Annotated in this window: 15 protein-coding genes; 11 read left to right on the forward strand and 4 right to left on the reverse strand. The window is 64.6% G+C overall.

Translation table 11 applies throughout. The annotated features are described in order from the left end of the window. Window positions 1-111: 111 nt before the first annotated feature. From RMP08_RS11045 to RMP08_RS11060, 4 genes are all read right to left on the reverse strand, one after another. The gene (locus tag RMP08_RS11045) at window positions 112-1,716 is read right to left on the reverse strand and encodes a recombinase family protein (protein WP_310469052.1); all 1,605 of its coding nucleotides are present in this window, start codon (window positions 1,714-1,716) and stop codon (window positions 112-114) included. Next, window positions 1,713-2,162, reverse strand: coding sequence for a DUF2924 domain-containing protein (locus RMP08_RS11050; RefSeq protein WP_310469053.1), 450 nt, complete (start codon window positions 2,160-2,162; stop codon window positions 1,713-1,715). Before RMP08_RS11050 ends, RMP08_RS11045 begins: the two co-directional genes overlap by 4 nt. Then, complete coding sequence (locus tag RMP08_RS11055; RefSeq protein WP_310469054.1) at window positions 2,159-2,410, reverse strand: DUF3489 domain-containing protein; 252 nt, start codon at window positions 2,408-2,410, stop codon at window positions 2,159-2,161. The genes RMP08_RS11050 and RMP08_RS11055 overlap by 4 nt, the downstream gene beginning before the upstream one ends. 725 nt (window positions 2,411-3,135) lie before the next feature. Then, window positions 3,136-3,906 carry a phenylalanine 4-monooxygenase gene (locus RMP08_RS11060; protein WP_310469055.1) on the reverse strand — a complete coding sequence of 257 codons (771 nt, stop codon included), beginning with the start codon at window positions 3,904-3,906 and terminating at the stop codon, window positions 3,136-3,138. Between the two features lie 415 nt (window positions 3,907-4,321). On the opposite strand from RMP08_RS11060, the gene RMP08_RS11065 reads away from it, so the two are divergent. The 11 genes from RMP08_RS11065 to RMP08_RS11115 form a co-directional block, all read left to right on the forward strand. Further along, window positions 4,322-4,606, forward strand: a complete 285-nt coding sequence (locus tag RMP08_RS11065; RefSeq protein WP_310469056.1) for a hypothetical protein — start codon at window positions 4,322-4,324, stop codon at window positions 4,604-4,606. 223 nt (window positions 4,607-4,829) lie between these two features. Next, a complete protein-coding gene (locus RMP08_RS11070; RefSeq protein ID WP_310469057.1) occupies window positions 4,830-5,945 on the forward strand; it encodes an ABC transporter ATP-binding protein in 1,116 nt (371 codons plus the stop codon). Between the two features lie 177 nt (window positions 5,946-6,122). After that, window positions 6,123-7,148, forward strand: coding sequence for a LacI family DNA-binding transcriptional regulator (locus RMP08_RS11075; protein ID WP_310469058.1), 1,026 nt, complete (start codon window positions 6,123-6,125; stop codon window positions 7,146-7,148). Further along, window positions 7,141-10,149, forward strand: coding sequence for a TonB-dependent receptor domain-containing protein (locus RMP08_RS11080; protein ID WP_310469059.1), 3,009 nt, complete (start codon window positions 7,141-7,143; stop codon window positions 10,147-10,149). Before RMP08_RS11075 ends, RMP08_RS11080 begins: the two co-directional genes overlap by 8 nt. A 68-nt stretch (window positions 10,150-10,217) precedes the next feature. Next, a complete protein-coding gene (locus tag RMP08_RS11085) occupies window positions 10,218-11,636 on the forward strand; it encodes a glucoamylase family protein (RefSeq protein ID WP_310469060.1) in 1,419 nt (472 codons plus the stop codon). After that, window positions 11,633-12,886, forward strand: coding sequence for a sugar ABC transporter substrate-binding protein (locus tag RMP08_RS11090; RefSeq protein ID WP_310469061.1), 1,254 nt, complete (start codon window positions 11,633-11,635; stop codon window positions 12,884-12,886). Before RMP08_RS11085 ends, RMP08_RS11090 begins: the two co-directional genes overlap by 4 nt. Further along, a complete protein-coding gene (locus tag RMP08_RS11095; RefSeq protein WP_310469062.1) occupies window positions 12,883-13,767 on the forward strand; it encodes a sugar ABC transporter permease in 885 nt (294 codons plus the stop codon). Before RMP08_RS11090 ends, RMP08_RS11095 begins: the two co-directional genes overlap by 4 nt. A 23-nt stretch (window positions 13,768-13,790) precedes the next feature. After that, a complete protein-coding gene (locus RMP08_RS11100; RefSeq protein WP_310469063.1) occupies window positions 13,791-14,591 on the forward strand; it encodes a carbohydrate ABC transporter permease in 801 nt (266 codons plus the stop codon). Next, a complete protein-coding gene (locus tag RMP08_RS11105; RefSeq protein ID WP_310469064.1) occupies window positions 14,588-17,284 on the forward strand; it encodes a hypothetical protein in 2,697 nt (898 codons plus the stop codon). The genes RMP08_RS11100 and RMP08_RS11105 overlap by 4 nt, the downstream gene beginning before the upstream one ends. Further along, window positions 17,281-17,985 (forward strand): alpha/beta hydrolase-fold protein, encoded by a 705-nt coding sequence (locus tag RMP08_RS11110; RefSeq protein ID WP_310469065.1) that lies wholly within the window; start codon window positions 17,281-17,283, stop codon window positions 17,983-17,985. Before RMP08_RS11105 ends, RMP08_RS11110 begins: the two co-directional genes overlap by 4 nt. Further along, on the forward strand, window positions 17,985-18,925 hold a 941-nt coding region (locus RMP08_RS11115), incomplete at its 3' end, for a family 1 glycosylhydrolase (RefSeq protein ID WP_310469066.1). The genes RMP08_RS11110 and RMP08_RS11115, both read left to right, overlap by 1 nt.

The raw sequence follows: 18,925 nt of genomic DNA on the forward strand, positions 1-18,925 counted from the left end.
GTCGTCGCGCCAAGAGAGCAAATTGGTTCACGTGAACGCCGCGACGGGCGCGACTTTCTCTTACCCCCGGATTTGCTGGCACCGGTTGCAGTTGCGGGCCGCAGACTTGGTCTAGCCAAATTGGAAGTAAGCCCGCTGTGATTTCCAGTCGAGCGGGATGTCCGTGGCGCGGAGTAAGCGGCGGCCGGTCAAAGTCGCCGGCTGGGTCCCACCAATGATCGCCGTGATGATGTCGGGGGCCAGCCAACTTATGCGCAACAGCTGCCATAAGTGCCGCTTGCTGTAGTGGGAGATGAGAGGATCCGGCTCATCGTTCATGAGAGCCTGTTGTGCCACTCTGGCGAGTGCCATCAACTTAATCAGGACCCGGTCGGGCTCGCGGGCCTGATCCACACCTTCAAGGAGTATCAGTTTCAACTCAGGTCCACGATGCGCAAGGCGCGCTGGCAGTTCAATCACAATTGCTTCGGCGACATCGCCCAGCCTGAGTGACAGCTGGTTGGTGCCGAGCTGTACGGTCACTCTGAAGTCGAAGAGGAGTTGCCGCTGCTCGGCGATGCTCATGTCAGATATTGCGGTGGCGAGGTGACGGCGATTTGCGAGTTGGTCTCGTATGGCACGAACATCTTCGGAGAGCTCAGTCCCCCGGCTGGACCGGAGCCAATTCTTCAGCGCGGCGATCACACCTCGATCAACTTCTCTGGCCGGAACTCGCCATGCATTCTTGCGGTCCTCGCCGGGTTTGAGCCGAGTGACGTAGTAATGATGGCGCTGGCTACCCTTCGTAGTGAACGTTGGCGTCATCGGGACACCGTCCGGGTCGGTGAGCATGCCCGTGAGCAAACTGGGATTACGAGCGCCTAGGCCGAACTTGCGGCGGTGACGATTGCTGGCGATGAGCGACTGAACTTCGGTCCAAAGCGCATCGTCGATGATCGCCTCATGTTCCCCTTCATGGAGAGCCCCTCCGTACGCTACCTTGCCGATGTACAGAGGATTCTTGAGCAAGGCTGCCAGCGGACCCTGGCAGAAGGGCACACCGCCGGTCACGCGGCCATTCTTCATTTGACGGACTTTTGTTTGGAAACCTCGAAGGGCAAGTTCGTCGACCAGCTGGCCAATCGAGCGCAGCGCGGTGTAACGCTCGAAGATAATCCGAACCGTACGAGCTTCCACCTCATCGATGATGAGCTTCCTGTCCTCAAGGCGATATCCAATCGGGATGGGGCCACCCATGAAGATGCCCTTCCGTTTGGAGGCAGCGAATTTGTCCCGGATGCGCTCGCTTGTAACCTCACGCTCAAACTGGGCGAAGGACAGCAGGACGTTGAGAGTTAGCCGCCCCATGCTGCTGGTGGTGTTGAATGCCTGGGTCACGCTCACGAATGAGGCCTTGGCCTTGTCGAGCGTATCGACGATCCGGGCGAAGTCAGCGAGGCTGCGGGTCAGCCGATCGACCTTGTAGACGACAATCACATCGACTTTGCCTGCAGCGACATCAGCAAGGAGCTGTTTAAGCCCGGGCCGTTCCATATTGCCGCCGGACCACCCGCCATCGTCATACTGCTCGTCGACCAGTTCCCAGCCCTCGTGGGTCTGGCTGAGAATGTATGCGGCGCAGGCCTCACGCTGGGCATCAAGACTATTAAATGCCTGCTCCAGTCCTTCCTCAGTCGACTTGCGGGTGTAGATTGCACAACGGCGCTTCATGGTCATTGCGCCCTATGCCGCCTTACGGGCGCTCGCTTTTTCACGCCGAAGAACACCGGGCCGGACCACCGCACACCGGTGATCGCCGAGGCAATTTGGGTGAGGCTCGAGTAGCGGCGACCCTCATGCTCGAAGCCGTCGTCGAGCACGATGACTTGGTGTGTTTTACCTCGCCACTCACGGACCAGCCGAGAGCCCGCCCTCAGGGAGGGTGACCTACCAGTTAGCTCCTCTCCGCGCCTGAGCCGTTCGGCGGAGGAATCGATAGTCCTGCCAATGCCATTCGGCAGGTCTCCGTGCACGCGGGACTGAAGCTTCCAGGCGATGCCCCGACGCAGAAGGTCAGTGCCGATCTCGGGTGCCGGCCTGCGCCAGCATTCACGCCAAAGGGCGCGAAGCTGGGCAGGGGACATAGAAGGCAGCTGGGCGAGCTTGCGATCGAGTTCACTCACTGGGCTCTCTCAGCGTCGATCGGGCTTGGGTGATCAACAACCGGCGCGATCCGGTAGGCCAACTGGCCGTCGCTTCGCTGCTCTTTGAGTATGCTGCCTTTTTTACGCAGCCCGGTCAGAAATGCGCGGCAGCTATGCGGCTGCCAGCCAGTGGCCTTGCTCATCTCGGGCAGTGTCGCGCCCTTCTCGCGGGAAAGGATCTTGGTCACCATTGCAGCCTTGGTGGTCGCCTTTTTCTGGGTGGTCATTCTGGGTCCCCTGTACGCCAGCGGGACCATCCCGCGGCACTGACCCAAGCCACCGAACCTTAGTGGCTAGCGGCTTCTCTCGCCTTCGGGCGATGAGCAACCAATGCTCCGTTTTGCTCGCCAGTCCAGTCGAACATTTGAGGCAGCGCCCGGCTTAGATGCGCTACTGCTTAGCAATGCGGCCGGACAGGTGAACGCCGCCACAGACGCGCCATCGGTCTTGGTCATCGGACGGCACGACGCCGGCGACGACACTTTCTCGTCCCAACGGCGTGCACGAGACTTGATAGGCTTCGGCGACCAGGCAAATTGTTGCGACCAGCGCGCCAGAGTCCCGCCACAGCAAGCTCGCTGCATTGCTAGACAGCGTGCCCAAGCGCTGCCAGTCGGCAATGAACTGGAGCGTGGTTCCAGCCTCGCAGAGGCACAGTTCTGCGACGGTGCGACGGTGCCACTGGGGCATTACCAACTAGCGCTGCCAGAGGGCGCCTTTGGCGTTAGGCTACCGACGTCCGCTTCCAGTGAGTCGCTTGAACACCTTGTGCTTGAGGTTGCCCCGTTCACTAGGGCGCAAAACAGCGATTTGCGACAAGTCGGGGAACCGACACTTTGGACGGTCGCTTTTAATGATATTCCAGGCGTGTCGGCTGGTCGGCCATGCCTGGCCTATAGCGCGCGCGTCCGTCATTGCGAGGACGAGAGACCAGTTCCCCGGACGAACGGAATTAGATCGTTAGCAACCGCTCGGGCGTCAGCGCCATCACCTCGGCGATCGTCGCTTCGAGCGATCGCGAAACCAGATATCGCGGCTGGAACGCGTCATGCTTGTAGTCCGTGGCGACCGCCCGCTCGACCGAGAATGGCAGTCGTTCGACCGCTTCGCTCTCCAGGCTGAAATGCGCCTCGCCAAAGCTCGACGCCAATCCCGCGCCGAGGATCTTGAGCGCCTCGCCCTCGCACGCCAGCCCGAATTCGACGCTGTGCCAGTATAGCCGCGCTGCGCGCTCGCCCTGCCCGGCGGCGATCGCCGCCTCACCCAACCGGCCGATGTGCTCGGCCATGCCCGCGAAGTCATGGTCCGCGAGCATCGGGATATGCCCGAACAGATCGTGGAAGCAGTCGGGCTCCTCGAGATAGTCGAGCTCGGCGCGCTTGCGGATGAAATTTCCGACCGGGAATACGCGCGCCGCGAGCATCGCGAAGAAAATGTCGTCGGGCACCAGCCCGGTCACCGCCACCGTCCGCCACGCGGTTCGCGGCGTCAGGATGGCGTTCAATTCGCCGAGGTCGGGGACGCCAGGGCGCGACAGACGCAACAGATCGATCCCATCGAGGAAGGAGGTCACCACGCGCGTGCCGAGCAAATCGACCTGGCGCACGAACAGCAAATCCCACACCGCGTGATCGTCGGCGGTAAACGCCTCCCACTGTTGTGGTACGACATAATCCTGCCAGCTGTGCGGCTCGGCCACGGTGGCAATCGCTCGGTGAAGCATCGGCCGGTCCTTATAAAAGCAATAAAAAACCCGCCGAGCGCAAGCTGGGCGGGCGGGGGAGGCTGGGGGTCTGTTCGCTACGCGCGCATCAGCTCGCCCCAACCTCGGCGGGATAATATGCGGTCATGGCGGCACGCTTAATCATCGCGATCCTTCTCTCCTAGTCGAACTGAACGCTCAAGGTCCGCTTTCGACCCATTGCGGACATCAGCAGTCGCTGTCACATGAGATGTAACGGGGGCCAGCGCTGGAGGCGTTGATGCGCCGGAAATCAGTTTCGTTGGTTTGCTTTGCCCTGTGTCTGGGTGGCTGTGATACCGCATATGGAATACGTGCCGAGGCCGAGTATCCCACGAAGATAGACGTGAAATGTGTGGACGGAGCGCTTCGGAAGGCTTTCGGTCAGGTGCACCGCTTGGACTTCGTCGTTCCTCCCGAAGGAACGCCAGTTGCGCAGTTTGAGTATTACTTCACGCCGGGCAACGAGCAGGGGGCCGCCATCCTCCGTATTGACCATGTCCAGACTGGAACGCACGTTACACACGCCTTCCTCGCGTACGACAAGCTGCCCCAAGCAGTTTTCCCTCCTGCACGGGCGGCCATGAGGCGAGCTGGTGATGCCGTGCGGGTCGGGTGCGGCTTGGACCTGTCGAAGATGACGATGCGTGAGGTTGGCTTCGTCGATGCATTTCTACCTTAGCGGCTTATTCTTCCGTCCGCTTTCCACCCAAAACGAACATTGTGAAGCTGTCATCGATCTCCGCGCGCACCGGCCGCGTGATAGACATGCCCATGAACACCTGAAAGGCGGTGCTATCATCAGGCGAGTAAGCTCAGCCGACGCTTGACGAAAAGGCGACCGTTGCAGTTTTCTTTTCAATCCCGCACCTTGGCAGCCAGACTCACGGATTGGCGGGAATGGCATGGCGACGGTCGAACTGCGCGGGGTAAGTAAAGGGTTCGGAGCGACGCCGGTGCTGCGCGACGTCAGCCTGACCGTCGCCGACGGTGAATTCCTCGTCCTCGTCGGTCCTTCTGGCTGCGGTAAGTCGACGCTGTTGCGCGCCATTGCCGGGCTCGACGATGTCGATTCGGGCGATGTCCTGATTGGCGACCAACGCGTCAATGACGTGCCCCCGGCCAAGCGCGGCATCGCGATGGTGTTCCAGTCCTATGCGCTCTACCCGCACATGAGCCTGTACGATAACATGGCGTTCGGATTGCGTCTGATGGGGAAGGATCGCGCCGAAATTGATGGTGCGGTCAGGGATGCCGCCAATCTGCTCGACATCGAGCACCTGCTCGACCGCAAGCCCAAGGCGCTTTCGGGGGGGCAGCGCCAGCGCGTTGCGATCGGCCGGGCGATCGTGCGTCAGCCGTCGGTGTTCCTGTTCGACGAGCCGCTGTCCAACCTCGACGCCGCGCTACGCGTCCGCATGCGCTACGAATTCGCCAAGCTGCACCAGCGGCTCAAGACCACCACCATTTACGTCACCCACGACCAGGTCGAGGCGATGACCTTAGCCGACCGCATCGCCATCCTCGACCGTGGTAAGGTGCAGCAAATCGGCACCGCCGAAGATCTTTACGAGCGCCCCGCAACGCAGTTCGTCGCCGGTTTCATCGGATCCCCGCAAATGAATTTCATCGCCGCCAAACTCGGCCGCTCGAGCGGGGGCACGGCAAATGTCGAAATTGCCGACGGGTTAACGCTCAAGGCCGCGGTCGACACCGCGTCGGCGCAGCCTGGCGACTCGGTCATGCTCGGCATCCGTCCGGAGCATCTTGCCGTGTCCAAGGCACCCGGGGCCATACCCGCGACGGTCACTTTGATCGAATGGCTCGGCAACGTCCGTTTCGCTTATATCACCACGGCATTCTCAACCGATCCGTTGGTCATGCAATTGCCGCCCAAGCTGGCAATCGCAGAGGGGGACAAAGTGTCGATCTCGGCCCGGCCCGCCGATTGCCACTTGTTCGATGCGGACGGCGCGGCGTTTCCGCGGGCTTCGGGCACACCTGGCGCACTGGCCGCCTGACCCGCTGACATAAAAACAGCAAAATGAGACGCTTGCAGTCGTCGGCGGAAATGTTAGGTTGCCGCTGTAACCGTTTACACATTTGCGTGTAAGGAATGCGTTGCGGCGACATAAGTAAGGGGACCGGATGACTCGCACACGCCGCGCGCCGCATTGCGCCATGGACCGCTCGCGCTGATGCGTGGCGCCACCATTCGCGACGTAGCCCGTGCGGCGGACGTTTCGGTGGCGACGGTGTCCCGCACTTTGAACGGCCTTGCGACCGTCGCCGTGCCGACGCGCGATCGCGTCCTGCGCGTCGCCGGCGAACTCGATTACGTGCCCCACAGCGGCGCCCGCGCCCTGTCCACGCGGCGCACCGACACCATCGGCGTGCTGCTCCCCGATCTCCACGGCGAATTCTTCTCCGAACTCATTCGCGGCATCGATCTCTCCGCCCGCGCGCGCGGCCTGCATCTGTTGCTGTCGAGCTCGCACGGCGACCCCGCCGAAGCCGCCGCGGCGCTGCGCGCGATGCGCAGCAGGGTCGACTCGGTGATCGTCATGATGCCCAGCGCAAGCGAGGAGCACGCGGTCCATGCGGCGCGCGGCGCGGGGCCGATGATTTTCCTCGGCGACAACGGCGGCAGCGGCGACCATCCATCGTTCGTCATCGACAATTATGGCGGCGCCTTCGCCATCACCGAACATCTTGCGCAAGCGGGCCGCCGCCGCATCGTGTTCGTCACCGGTCCGGCCGCCAACAGCGAAGCGCGCGAGCGCCAGCGCGGGTATCGTTCCGCAATCCGCACTGCCGAGCTGCCGGAGATCATCGTAGCGGGCGACTTTACCGAACAGGCCGGCCGCGCGGCCGCTCAGCGTTTGCTCGCCGACGGCCTCCCCGATGCAGTGTTCTGCGCCAACGACATGATGGCGATCGGCTGCCTCGAAGCACTGCGTGAAGCGGGCATCGCGGTGCCTAGCGACATCGCGCTCGCCGGCTTCGACGACATCCCCATCGCGCGCTACGTCAGCCCGCCGCTGACCACCGCAGCGGTGCCGATCGCCGAGATCGGCCGCCGCGCGCTTGACTGCTGCGTCGACGCCATCGCCGGACGCGAGCCGGGCGGCCGGCGCCTGTTCAAACCGAAACTGGTGATCCGTGCATCATCGGTCATGCCAACACAAACGACATCAATCAAAAGGGGACACGAGCATGGCTAAATCGACGTCGAACCGGAAGCCCGCTTTCGGACTGCACATCGCACTGCTGGCGACTTCGCTGCTGACCGCAATGCCGGCGCATGCTCAGCTGACGACGTCGACCATCCGCGGCCATATCACCAATGCCACCGCCGCGGTCCCCGGAGCGACGGTGACCGCGGTCAACGTCGACAACGGCGCCACCACCCGAGCGCAAGCTGGTGCAGACGGCTCGTACGTCCTCACCGGCCTTAGGCCCGGCACCTACGACATCAGCTTTGCGGCGGCCGGCGGAACCCCGATTACCCGTCGCGTCATTATCGAAGTCGGGCAGACCGCTTCGCTTGACGTCGATACGGCGGCACCTGCCGTGCCTCCCGAAGGCACCGTGGATGCGGGCGACGCGCCCACTGCGGGCGGCGCCGCAACCTCCGATGAGGGCACCATCGTCGTCACCGGCACCCGGCTGATCGAAACCCGCACGTCGGAAGTCGGCACCAACGTGTCCAACCAGCAAATCGAGAACCTGCCGCAGAACAACCGCAATTTCTTAAACTTCGCGCAATTGGCGCCGGGCATCCGCGTCAACCAGACAGATCAGCGCCAGACCTTTTCTGGCGGCGGCGTCGGCGCCGGTCGCGACGGCGACAGCTTCGGCGGCCCGCAGGTCAACGTGTTCATCGACGGGGTCAGCCTCAAGAGCAACGTCAACCAGGGCGGCATCGTCGGTCAGGATGTCAGCCGCGGCAATCCATTCTCGCAGCTCGCGGTGCGCGAATTCCGCGTCCTGACTTCCAACTTCAAAGCCGAGTTCGAAGATGCGGGAACCGCGATCATCACCGCGGTCACCAAGTCCGGCACCAACACGCTTCGGGGCGAAGTCTTCGGCTCCTACCAAAACGAGAAAATGATCAATCGTGATTTCTTCGTCAAACGCGACGACCTCGAAGAGCCGGAGCTTGAGCGCAAGCAGTATGGTGCCGGCTTGGGCGGGCCGATCATCCCAGACAAGCTGTTCTTCTTCGCCAGTTACGAGGCCAATCTGCAGGACCGCGCGCTGACTGTAATTCCCGGCGGAAGCCCTGCGGAACAGGCGCTGGTGCCGTTCGACGTCGATCAATTCCGCGGCAGCTTCGGAAGCCCGTTCCGCGAGCATCTCGGCTTCGGCAAGCTGACTTTCCAGGCGGCTGAAGATCATCTTGTCGAATTGAGCGCGAGCATTCGCAAGGAGACCGATCTGCGCGGCTTCGGCGGGTCGGAAGCGCGCGAGCGCGGCGAGGATGTCGACAACAATGTTTACACCGCCAAGCTCCGCTATGACTGGCGCGGCGACGGCTTTCTCAACGAAGCGACGATCGACTGGCTCAAGTCGGACCTGCAATTCGGCGCGCTTGGCAGCGCCGGCTTCGGGCGCATCTACCAAGGCGTGATCAGCGTCGGCGGGCGTCCGCAATTCCAGGAGGTGCTGCAAAAAGGCCTGACGTTCCGCAACAATTTCAGCTTCACCGATCTTGAGTGGCATGGCCGCCACTTGGTCAAGCTCGGCGCCAAGCTGTCGTTGCAAAAATATGGCGTCGGCGGAACCGGCCCCAACGCCAATCCTCAGTTTGAGTTCGTCAGAAACGATCGCGGCACGCCCGACGACACTAGCGACGATCTCGACTTCACCTTCCCCGCCGTGGTCCGCTTCGGCGGCGGCAATCCGGAGGTCAAAGCCAAAACCACTCAGATCGGGCTGTTCGTGCAGGACGATTGGGAGGTAAACGAGCATTTGATCGTCAACGCGGGTTTGCGCTGGGACTATGATTCCAACGCCAAGAACAACAGCTTCCGGACGCCCGACCGCGCGGTAGCGGCATTGCGCGCGCTCGGCACCGACCCGCGCATCGGATCGTACTTCGATGTCGAGGACTATATTTCGAACGGCAACCGCAAGGCTGACAAGAACAATTTCGCCCCGCGCATCGGCTTCTCTTACGATCTCAATGCCGATCAGCGAACGGTCTTCTTCGGCGGTTACGGCCGCTATTATGACCGCGCATTGTTCCGCAGTGCCGCTGAGGAGACGCTGTTTGCCCAATTCCGCTCGGGTGAACTGCTGTTTTCGCGCGATGGCCTGCCCCGCGACGGCCGACCGACCATCCAGTTCCAGGACGCTTATCTGACTCAGCAGGGCTTCGACGCCTTGCTGGCCAGCCTTGCCGCCGATCCGACTTCGCCGGGGACCAACCAGCTGCGCGCCATCCCCAACGATCTCAAGACTCCCTACACCGACCAATTCAGCATCGGTGTCCGTCAGCGGCTCGGAATCTTCCGCACCTCGCTGACCTTCAACCATACGGTCGGCAAGGATCAAATCGGCTATGCGCCCCTCAACCGCTCGGCCGAGCCGGGCACGAACGGCTTCTTTGACTTCATTCCTCTGATCAATGGTTACGGCGACGCGGTCGCGGCGTTCAACACCCGCGCGACCAAATATGACGCGATCTTCCTTAGTGTCGATAAGCCTTACACCAAGGCGTCGGGATGGGGCGTTGGGCTCGCCTACACTGGCGTCTTGCGCGCCAAGGAACGCGGCACGGCGTTTAACTTCGACTATCCTAACATTGGCGACCAACCGTTCGTGCCGGGTGCCGGTAACGAGAAGCACCGTGCTGTCCTCAACGGCGTCGCCGATCTGCCATTTGATTTCCGCGTGTCGGGCCTCGTTACATACGGCTCCGGCCTGCCATTCTTTGTCGTCGATGCGCGTGACGGGTTCCAGCCGGGTAATATCAGGCTCGGTTACTTCGAAGAACTGCCCCACTTCCTCCAGGTTGATCTTCGCTTGCAGAAAATCTTCCGGATGTGGGGCGACAAGGAGCTGAGCATCTCGGCCGAGGTGTTCAACCTGCTCAACCGCGCAAATTTCGGCTCGGCGGACGGTTTCATCTGCTGCGACGGCAATCCCAACTTCGGCAAGCCGAACGGCCTCGCTGGACCGCCGCGCAGCTTCCAGCTCGGCGCCGCGTTCCGCTTCTAAGCCGCTGGGGCGGGGGCTGCCTTCAGGCCGCCTCCGCCCCACCTTTTCGTGGAGCCGGGAGTGCAACCGTGACGACCCGCCGCGACCTGTTCAAGCTGACCGCACTCGGGCTAGCTGGCGCTGGCCTCGGCTGCACTCCGGCACCGCCTCCGCTGCCCATGGCCCGACTGAGTGCCCGCGCCAGGGATGCGTTTCTCGACGACGTCCAGCGGCGCGCCTTTCGTTACTTCTGGGACACCACCAACCCTTCCAACGGGCTCGCCCGCGACCGCTTCCCAACCCCGTCATTCGCCAGCACGGCGGCGGTCGGGTTCGCGCTCACCGCTTATCCGATCGGTGTGCAGCGCGGTTTCATCGGCCGCCACGCCGCCGCCGCACGAACGCTGGCGACGCTACGCTTCCTCGCTCGCGCCCCCCAAGGCGATGCCCCGACCGGCATGACCGGGCACCAGGGCTTCTTCTACCACTTCGTCGACATGGAGCGCGGCCGGCGCTTCGAGACCACCGAGTTGTCGACCGTCGACACCGCGCTGCTGCTCGGCGGCATCCTGTTCGCCCAGGGCTATTTCGATCGCCCCGGCGAGTCCGAGATCCGCGATCTCGCCGACCGCATCTACGCCCGCGTCGACTGGCGCTGGAGCCAGGCCCGACCGCCCACTGTCGCGCTCGGCTGGAGCCCGGAAAAGGGGCATCTCCCGTACGACTGGATCGCTTATTCGGAAGCGATGCTGGTCTACGTCCTCGCGCTCGGCTCGCCGACTCACGCGCTCGGCCCCGACAGCTGGACCGCGTGGTCGGCCGGCCTGCCCAAGCATTGGACCGTCGAGGAAGGGCAGCAGCTGATCCGCTTCGGTCCTTTGTTCGGCCACCAGTACAGCCACATCTGGGTCGATTTCCGCGGCATCCAGGATGCTTTCACGCGCGAGAAGGGCATCGACTATTTCGAGAACAGCCGCCGCGCGACGCTTGCCCAGCACGCTTACGCTGTGCGCAACCCGATGGGCTGGACCGGCTACGGCCCGCGCCTGTGGGGGCTCACCGCGTGCGACGGCCCGGCCGACGTCACGGTCGATGTCGCCGGCCGCAGCCGCACCTTCCGCACCTACTCGGCGCGCGGCCCCGGCGATTTCGACGACGGCACCGTCGCCCCCACCGCGGTCGGCGGGTCGGTGCCGTTTGCGCCCGAGCTGTGCATCGACGCGCTGATGGCAATGCGCGCCGACCATGGCGACGAGCTGTACCAGCAATACGGCTTCCTCGACTCGCTCAATCCCAGCCTGCCGCCGACCGTACCGCTCAAGCACGGCCGCCACGTCCCCGCCCGCGGCTGGTATGACGGCGACTATCTCGGCATCGACCAGGGCCCGATCCTGGCGATGATCGAGAACCACCGCAGCGGGCTGATCTGGGAGGTCATGCGCGGCAACCCGCATATCCGCCGCGGGCTGCAGCGCGCCGGCTTCACCGGCGGCTGGCTCGCCGCATGAAGTGGCTGCTCCTCCTGCTCCTGCTCGCCGGCTGCGCCAAGGCCGACGACGGCCGCGAGACCGTGCGGTTCTGGGCAATGGGCCGCGAAGGCGAAGTGGTCGCCGAGCTGATCCCCGAGTTCGAGCGGCTCAACCCCGGGATCAAGGTCGAGCTGCAGCAGATCCCGTGGAGCGCGGCGCACGAGAAACTGCTTACCGCCTTCGCCGGGCGGGTAACCCCCGACATCGCCCAATTGGGCTCGAGCTGGGTCCCCGAGCTGGTCGCTTTGGGCGCGCTCGAACCGCTTGACGGCCTGCTCAAGCAATCCCTAGCGGTCACCCCGCAAGATTATTTCCCGGGCGGCTGGTCGGGCAATGTCATCGGCGGGCGCACCTGGGGCATCCCCTGGTACGCCGACACCCGCATCCTGTTCTACCGCCGCGATCTGCTCAGCGCGGCAGGTTACGACACTGTGCCGTCCGATTGGCCCGGCTGGGTTAAGGCGATGCGCGCAGTCAAGGCACGCGCGGCGCCGCGCGATTATGCCATCTTCCTGCCCATCAACGAATATGAGCCGCTGCTCGCGCTAGCCTTGCAGCAGCCCGAGCCGCTGCTTCGCGGTGATGGCCGCTTCGGCAATTTCCGCTCGACCGGCTTCGTCCGCGCCTCGGACTTCTACCTCGACCTGTTCCGGCAGGGTCTCGCGCCCCGCGCCACCAACACCCAGATCTCGAACATCTATGACGAATTTGCGAAAGGCCATTTCGCGTTCGTCATCACCGGCCCGTGGAACATAGGCGAGTTCAAACGACGCCTACCGGCTGACCGCCAGGACGACTGGATGACTGCGCCGCTGCCCGGCCCTACAGGCCCGGGCCTGTCGATCGCGGGTGGCTCGAGCCTCGCCGTGTTCGCCCAATCGGAGCGCAAGGCGGCGGCTTGGAAGCTGATCGAATTCCTCTCGCAGCCCAAGGTGCAGCTGCGCTTTTTCGAGCTGACCGGAGATCTTCCGCCACGGCGCAGCGCGTGGGATGCAGCGGTGCTTGCCGGCGATCCCTACGCCAAGGCCTTCCGCGAGCAGCTCGAGCGGACCAGGCCGCCCCCCGCGGTGCCCGAATGGGAGCGCATCGGCCAACAGATGCGCACCGTCTCCGAACGCGCGGTAGCTGGCCAGGTCACTGCTGCCAAGTTTCGCGCCACGCTTGACGCCGACACCGACGACATTCTCGAGAAGCGCCGCTGGAAGATGGCGCGCGAGGCCCGCCAATGACGGTCCGCCGCACGCGCGCCGGCTGGCTGTTCGCCGGCCCGGCATTGTTCATGCTCGGCCTGTTCTTCGCGGTGCCGGTGCTGCTCGCGTTCGTCCTCAGCCTGACCGATTTCGATCTCTACGCGCTGGCCGATTACCGCGACCTGCGCTTCGTTGGCTTTGGCAATTACGGCGACCTGCTCGCCACCCCATTGTTCTGGAAGGCCCTGCTCAACACATTCTACTTTGTGCTGGTTGGCGTGCCACTGTCGATCGGCCTGTCGCTCGGGGCCGCGATGCTGCTCAACGGCGTCGCATCCAAGTTGGTCGGCCTGTTCCGCACGGCCTTGTTCGCGCCGGTGGTGACTACATTGGTCGCCGTCGCGGTGATCTGGCGCTATCTGCTGCACACCCGATACGGCATGCTCAATTACGGGCTCGAGCGGCTCGGCATCGACCCGGTCGACTGGCTCGGCGACCCCAATTGGGCGATGCCGGCGATCATCCTGTTCGCGGTGTGGAAGAACTTCGGCTACAACATGGTGATCCTGCTCGCCGGGCTGCAGACCATTCCCAACGACCTTTATGAAGCGGCGCGGATCGACGGCGCCAACGCCTGGCACCGTTTCCGCCATGTCACTTTGCCCGGGCTCGGGCCGATGATCCTGTTGGTCTCGATCCTCACCATGGCGGGCTATTTCCAATTGTTCGCCGAGCCTTATGTGATGACCCAAGGCGGCCCGGTCGAAAGCACCGTCAGCGTGCTCTATTTCATGTACGAGCAGGGCTTCAAATGGTGGAACCTCGGGTTCGCCTCGGCGGTCGCTTTCATCCTGTTTGTGATCATCTTCGCCATCACCGTAGTCCAGTACCGCCTCGCCCAGTCGCGGGGGGATGCCTGATGCGTCGTGCGCGCGGCGGGTCCGTGCTTAAGCTGACTCTGCTCGGGCTGCTTGCAGCGTTCGCCTTGTTCCCGCTGCTGTGGATGGTGTCGGTGTCGCTGATGGCGCCGGGCGAGGCGAGCCAATTCCCGCCGCCGTTGCTGCCTGACAACCCCGGCCTCAGCGCCTATGTCGCGCTGTTCAAGACAACCGGGATTACCCGCTACTTCCTCAACAGCCTGCTCGTCGCCACGCTCGGCACTGCGCTGTCGCTCGCGTTCAACGCCACCGCCGGCTACGCCTTCGCCAAATTGCGCTTCGCTGGCCGCAACCGCATTTTTCAACTGATGCTCGCGGCGCTGGTTATCCCCGCTCAGGTGACCATGCTGCCGCTGTTCCTGATGCTCAAGGAAATCGGCCTCATCAACAGTTTCGCCGGGGTGCTGGTGCCGGTCACCGCAAGCATCTTCGGCATCTTCCTAGTGCGCCAATATGCGCTGTCGATCCCCAATGAGTTGCTCGAGGCAGCGCGGATCGATGGCGCCAGCGAGTTCCGCATCTTCCTCCAGATCGTCGTCCCCGTTCTGACCCCCATCCTCGTCACGCTGGCGTTGTTCACCTTCCTCGGGGTGTGGAACGACTTCATGTGGCCGCTGATCATTCTGACCGACCAGGACAAATACACACTGCCCGTCGCGCTCGCCGCTTTGTCGCGCGAGCATGTCCAGGACAATGAATTGATGATGGCCGGCTCGGTCCTCACCATACTGCCGGTGCTGCTGCTGTTCCTCGTGCTCCAGCGCTACTACATGCAGGGCCTGCTGGCGGGGAGCGTCAAGGGGTGAGACTCCTCGTTTCGCTCGCCGCGCTGGCGCTGCTGGCAGCGGCGCCCGCGCCAATCCTCATCGACCCGATGGACACCGCCGCTCCGTGGGTGGCGAAGGGCTCGGACAGCGTCGCCGCGTCGAGCGCCGTGGTGCCCGGCGCGGCGGGCGAGGCGGTCGCGCTGAACTACGATTTCGCCGAGGTGTCGGGCTATGCCTTCATGCGTCGGACGGCGGACATCGCAATCCCGCGCAATTACGAAATCCGCTTCAAGGTCAAAGGCACCGGCAGCCGCAATGACTTTCAGCTGAAGCTGACCGACGGCGACAATGTTTGGTGGAAGGTGTGGCGCAATTTCCGCCCGCCCGCCGAATGGCAGGATGTCATCATCCCGGCGAGCGAGATCGGCTTCGCCTGGGGCCCGGCCGAGGACAAGGCCTTGCGCCACGCCGACGGCATCGAGATCGTGGTTGCGCGCAACCGCGACGGCGGCGCCGGCAGCATCGCGATCGACGGTTTGAGCATCGTAGCACTGCCCGGCGAGCCAGTCGCCGCACGGCCGGCGGAAGCTTCTGCCAACGACGCCGTCGCGGTGCTCGCCAAGTCCAGCCCGCGCGGCACCTTCCCGCGCGCGTTCATCGGCGAGCAGCCGTACTGGACGCTGGCCGGCAGCGACGGCGGCAAAGTCACCGCGCTGATCAGCGAAGACGGCGCGGTCGAGCCCGCCAAGGGCAGCTACTCGATCGAGCCAGTGGTGATCGATCGCGGCCGCCGCTTCGATTGGTCGTCGGTTTCCCCAAGCCACTCGCTCGCCGACGGCAAATTGCCGATCCCGACCGTGACCTGGGCCGCGCCAGGCATCCGCCTCGCCACTACCCTGCTCACCGACAGCGCCGGCCGCGCAGTGCACGCTAGCTACCGCCTGAGCAATTCCGCGGGGCCGCGCCGCGCCATCGAGCTGCGGCTCGGCATACGCCCGTGGCAGGTCAATCCGCCTGCGCAGTTCCTCGCCCAGCAGGGTGGCGTCAGTGCCATCTCGAGCATCGGGCGCGACGGCGCGCGGCTGACCATCATCCAGCCGCTGGGCGAAGGTGACCCGCCGGCCGTGCGCACCCTGGTCGCCAGCCGCGCGCCCGACGCCGCGACTTTCGCCGCGCTGCCCGGCAAGGACATGGCGACCACCGACCTTGTCTACCACCTCGAACTCGCGCCCGGAGCAAGCGAGCAGATTGTCCTAACCATGCCCGCCGCGGACGGCGCCGTGCCGTCCTGGGAATCGGCGTACGCGGCAACCACAGATCATTGGCGCACTGTCCTCAACCGCGTCCAGCTACGTGTACCGCCGGCCAAGCAGGCGATCGCCGACACCCTCGCCACGGCCTTCGCGCACATCCTCACCAGCCGCGACGGGCCGATGCTCAAGCCCGGCACCCGCAGCTACGACCGGGCGTGGGTGCGCGACGGCGCGATGATGTCCGAAGCCCTGCTCCGGATGGGCCGCGCCGATGTCGCGCGCGCCTTCGCGGACTGGTACCGCCCCTATCAGTTCAAGAGCGGCAAGGTTCCCTGCTGCGTCGATTTCCGCGGCGCCGATCCGGTGCCGGAGAACGACAGCCACGGCGAGTATATATTCCTCGTTCACCAGCTCTACCGCTTCACCGGAGACCGCGCTGCGCTCGCCCGCGACTGGCCGTCGGTGTTCGCGGCGGCGCGCTACATGGACGAGCTTAGGCTCAGCGAGCGCACCCCCGCCAACCTCACGCCCCGCCGACGCATGCTGTATGGGCTGATGCCGCCGTCAATCAGCCACGAGGGTTATTCGGCCAAGCCGCAATACAGCCTGTGGGACGACTTCTGGGCCCTGCGCGGCTATCGCGACGCGGCCGAAATTGCGCGGGTTCTCGGCCGGCCCGAAGCTGCCTTCCTCGCGTCTTCACGCGACCAGTTCGCCGCCGACCTCCACGCCGCCATCCTCGCCGCGCGCGACCATTGGAAAATCGCCCACATCCCCGGCGCCACCAGCCTTGGAGATTTCGACGCTACCTCGACGACCATCGCGCTCGACCCCGGCAACGAGCAGGCGCGGCTCGATCCCGCCATGCTGATCGCGACCTTCGAGCGCTACTGGAGTGAATTCAAGACACGCGCCGCGGGCACCCGGGCGTGGAAGGATTACACTCCCTACGAAACTCGCACGCTGGGCAGCTTCGTTCGGCTCGGCTGGCGCGACCGCATCGATACGTTGCTCGATTTCTTCATGGCTGACCGCCGCCCCGCCGCGTGGAATCAGTGGGCCGAAGTGGTCGGGCGCGACGCGCGCGAAATTCGCTTCATTGGCGATATGCCCCATGCCTGGGTCGCGTCCGACTTCGTGCGCGGCATGCTCGACATGTTCGCTTGGGAGCGCCGCGATGACAGCGCGCTCGTGCTGGGCGCGGGCCTTTCCGCGACTTGGCTCAGCGGCGAAGGGTCGAGCATCGCCGGGCTGGCGACTCCCTATGGCACGCTGGATTTTGCCATTCGTGGCGACGCTCGCCAGCTCTCCGCCACAGTCGGCGGCAGCGCACGCCCGCCCGGCGGATTCGTCCTCACTTGGCCGTTCAGCGGCAACGCACCCCCGGCGCGTGTCGATGGCCGCGCAGTGCCATGGCGCGACGGCGTGCTGGCCTTTCGCGCTACCGGCCAGCCGATCCGGATCGAGGTAGGGAAATGATCACTGCGCTGGCTGCACTGGCACTCGCCGCCGTTCCCGCCGCCGGCCAGCACCCGCAACCCCCGGTGGAGCCCGGCGGATACGCCTATTTGCTCCATTTGCCGCCAAGCTACGCGGCCGACCGCGCAGCGCTCTGGCCGCTTCTCATCTTCCTCCACGGCTCGGGCGAGCGCGGCGACGATCTTGCCTCGGTCAAGGCGCACGGTCCGCCCAAGCTTGCCGACCGCGATCCGTCCTTTCCCTTCGTACTGGTCTCGCCGCAATTGCCCCGCGACCAGGATTGGAACGCCACGCGGCTCGACGCACTGCTCGACCGCACTCTCGCCACGCTGCGCATCGACCGTGCGCGGGTCTACCTGACCGGGCTCAGCCTCGGCGGCCACGCCAGTTGGCGCTGGGCGGCCGCCCGGCCGACCCGCTTTGCCGCCGTCGCACCAGTCGCGGGAATTGGTGACCCCGCCACCGCCTGCGCCTTGAAGGAAACGCCGGTGTGGGCATTCCACGGTGACCGCGACGACACCGTTCCTCCCGAAGGCAGCTTCGCCATGGTCCGCGCAATTCGCACCTGCGGCGGCGCGCCCCGGCTCACCATTTTTCCGAATTTCGGTCACAATAGCTGGGATCCCGCCTATGGCGACCCCGCGCTGTACCTGTGGCTACTCCAGCAGCGGCGGGCGCCGCGACCAACTGAGGACCAATAATGATCAAATTCCCTGACGGCTTCCTGTGGGGCGCCGCCACCTCGGCCTATCAGATCGAGGGCTCGCCCATGGCCGATGGCGCTGGGCCAAGCATCTGGCAACGGTTTCTCCATACGCCCGGGCTGACCGCTGACGGCGACACCGGCGATATCGCCTGCGACCATTACAACCGGTTCCGCGACGACATCGCGCTGATGCGCTCGCTCGGGCTGCAAGCCTACCGGTTTAGCATCAACTGGGGCCGCATTTTCCCCGACGGCACCGGCCGCCTCAACCAGCCCGGCCTCGATTTCTACGAGCGCCTTGTCGATGGCCTCCTCGAGGCCGGAATTGCTCCGCTGCCGACGCTCTATCATTGGGACCTCCCGGCCGCGCTCGACGACCGCGGCGGCTGGCTCAACCCAGACATCGCGTCGTGGTTCGCCGATTATGGCGCCGCGCTGTTCGAGCGGCTGGACGGGCGGGTCAAGCAATGGGCGACGCTCAACGAACCGTGGGTGGTGACCGACGGCGGTTACCTCCACGGTAAGCTGGCGCCGGGCCACCGCAACCTGTTCGAGACGCCGATCGCCTCGCGCAATCTGATGCTTGCCCACGGCGCAGCGGTCCAGCGCTACCGCTCGGTCGGCGCGCACGAGTTCGGCCTGGTGGTCAATATCGAGCCCAAATTCCCCGCCTCGGACTCGCCCGAGGATTGCGCCGCCGCCTTGCGCTCCGACGCCTACATGAACCGCCAATATCTCGACCCCGCCTTCGGCCTCGGCTGCCCGCCCGAAATGGCCGAAATCTTCGGCGCGGCGTGGCGCGACTGGACCGCCGAGGAGCTCGCTTTGGCCGCCCAGCCGATCGACTGGCTGGGGATCAATTATTACACCCGCGGGGTGATGCGCCACGACCCGGCGATCTGGCCGGTGCAGGCGCAATATGCGCGCCAGGCGGG

This window comes from Sphingomonas sp. (assembly GCF_031426035.1).
Taxonomy (GTDB): domain Bacteria; phylum Pseudomonadota; class Alphaproteobacteria; order Sphingomonadales; family Sphingomonadaceae; genus Sphingomicrobium.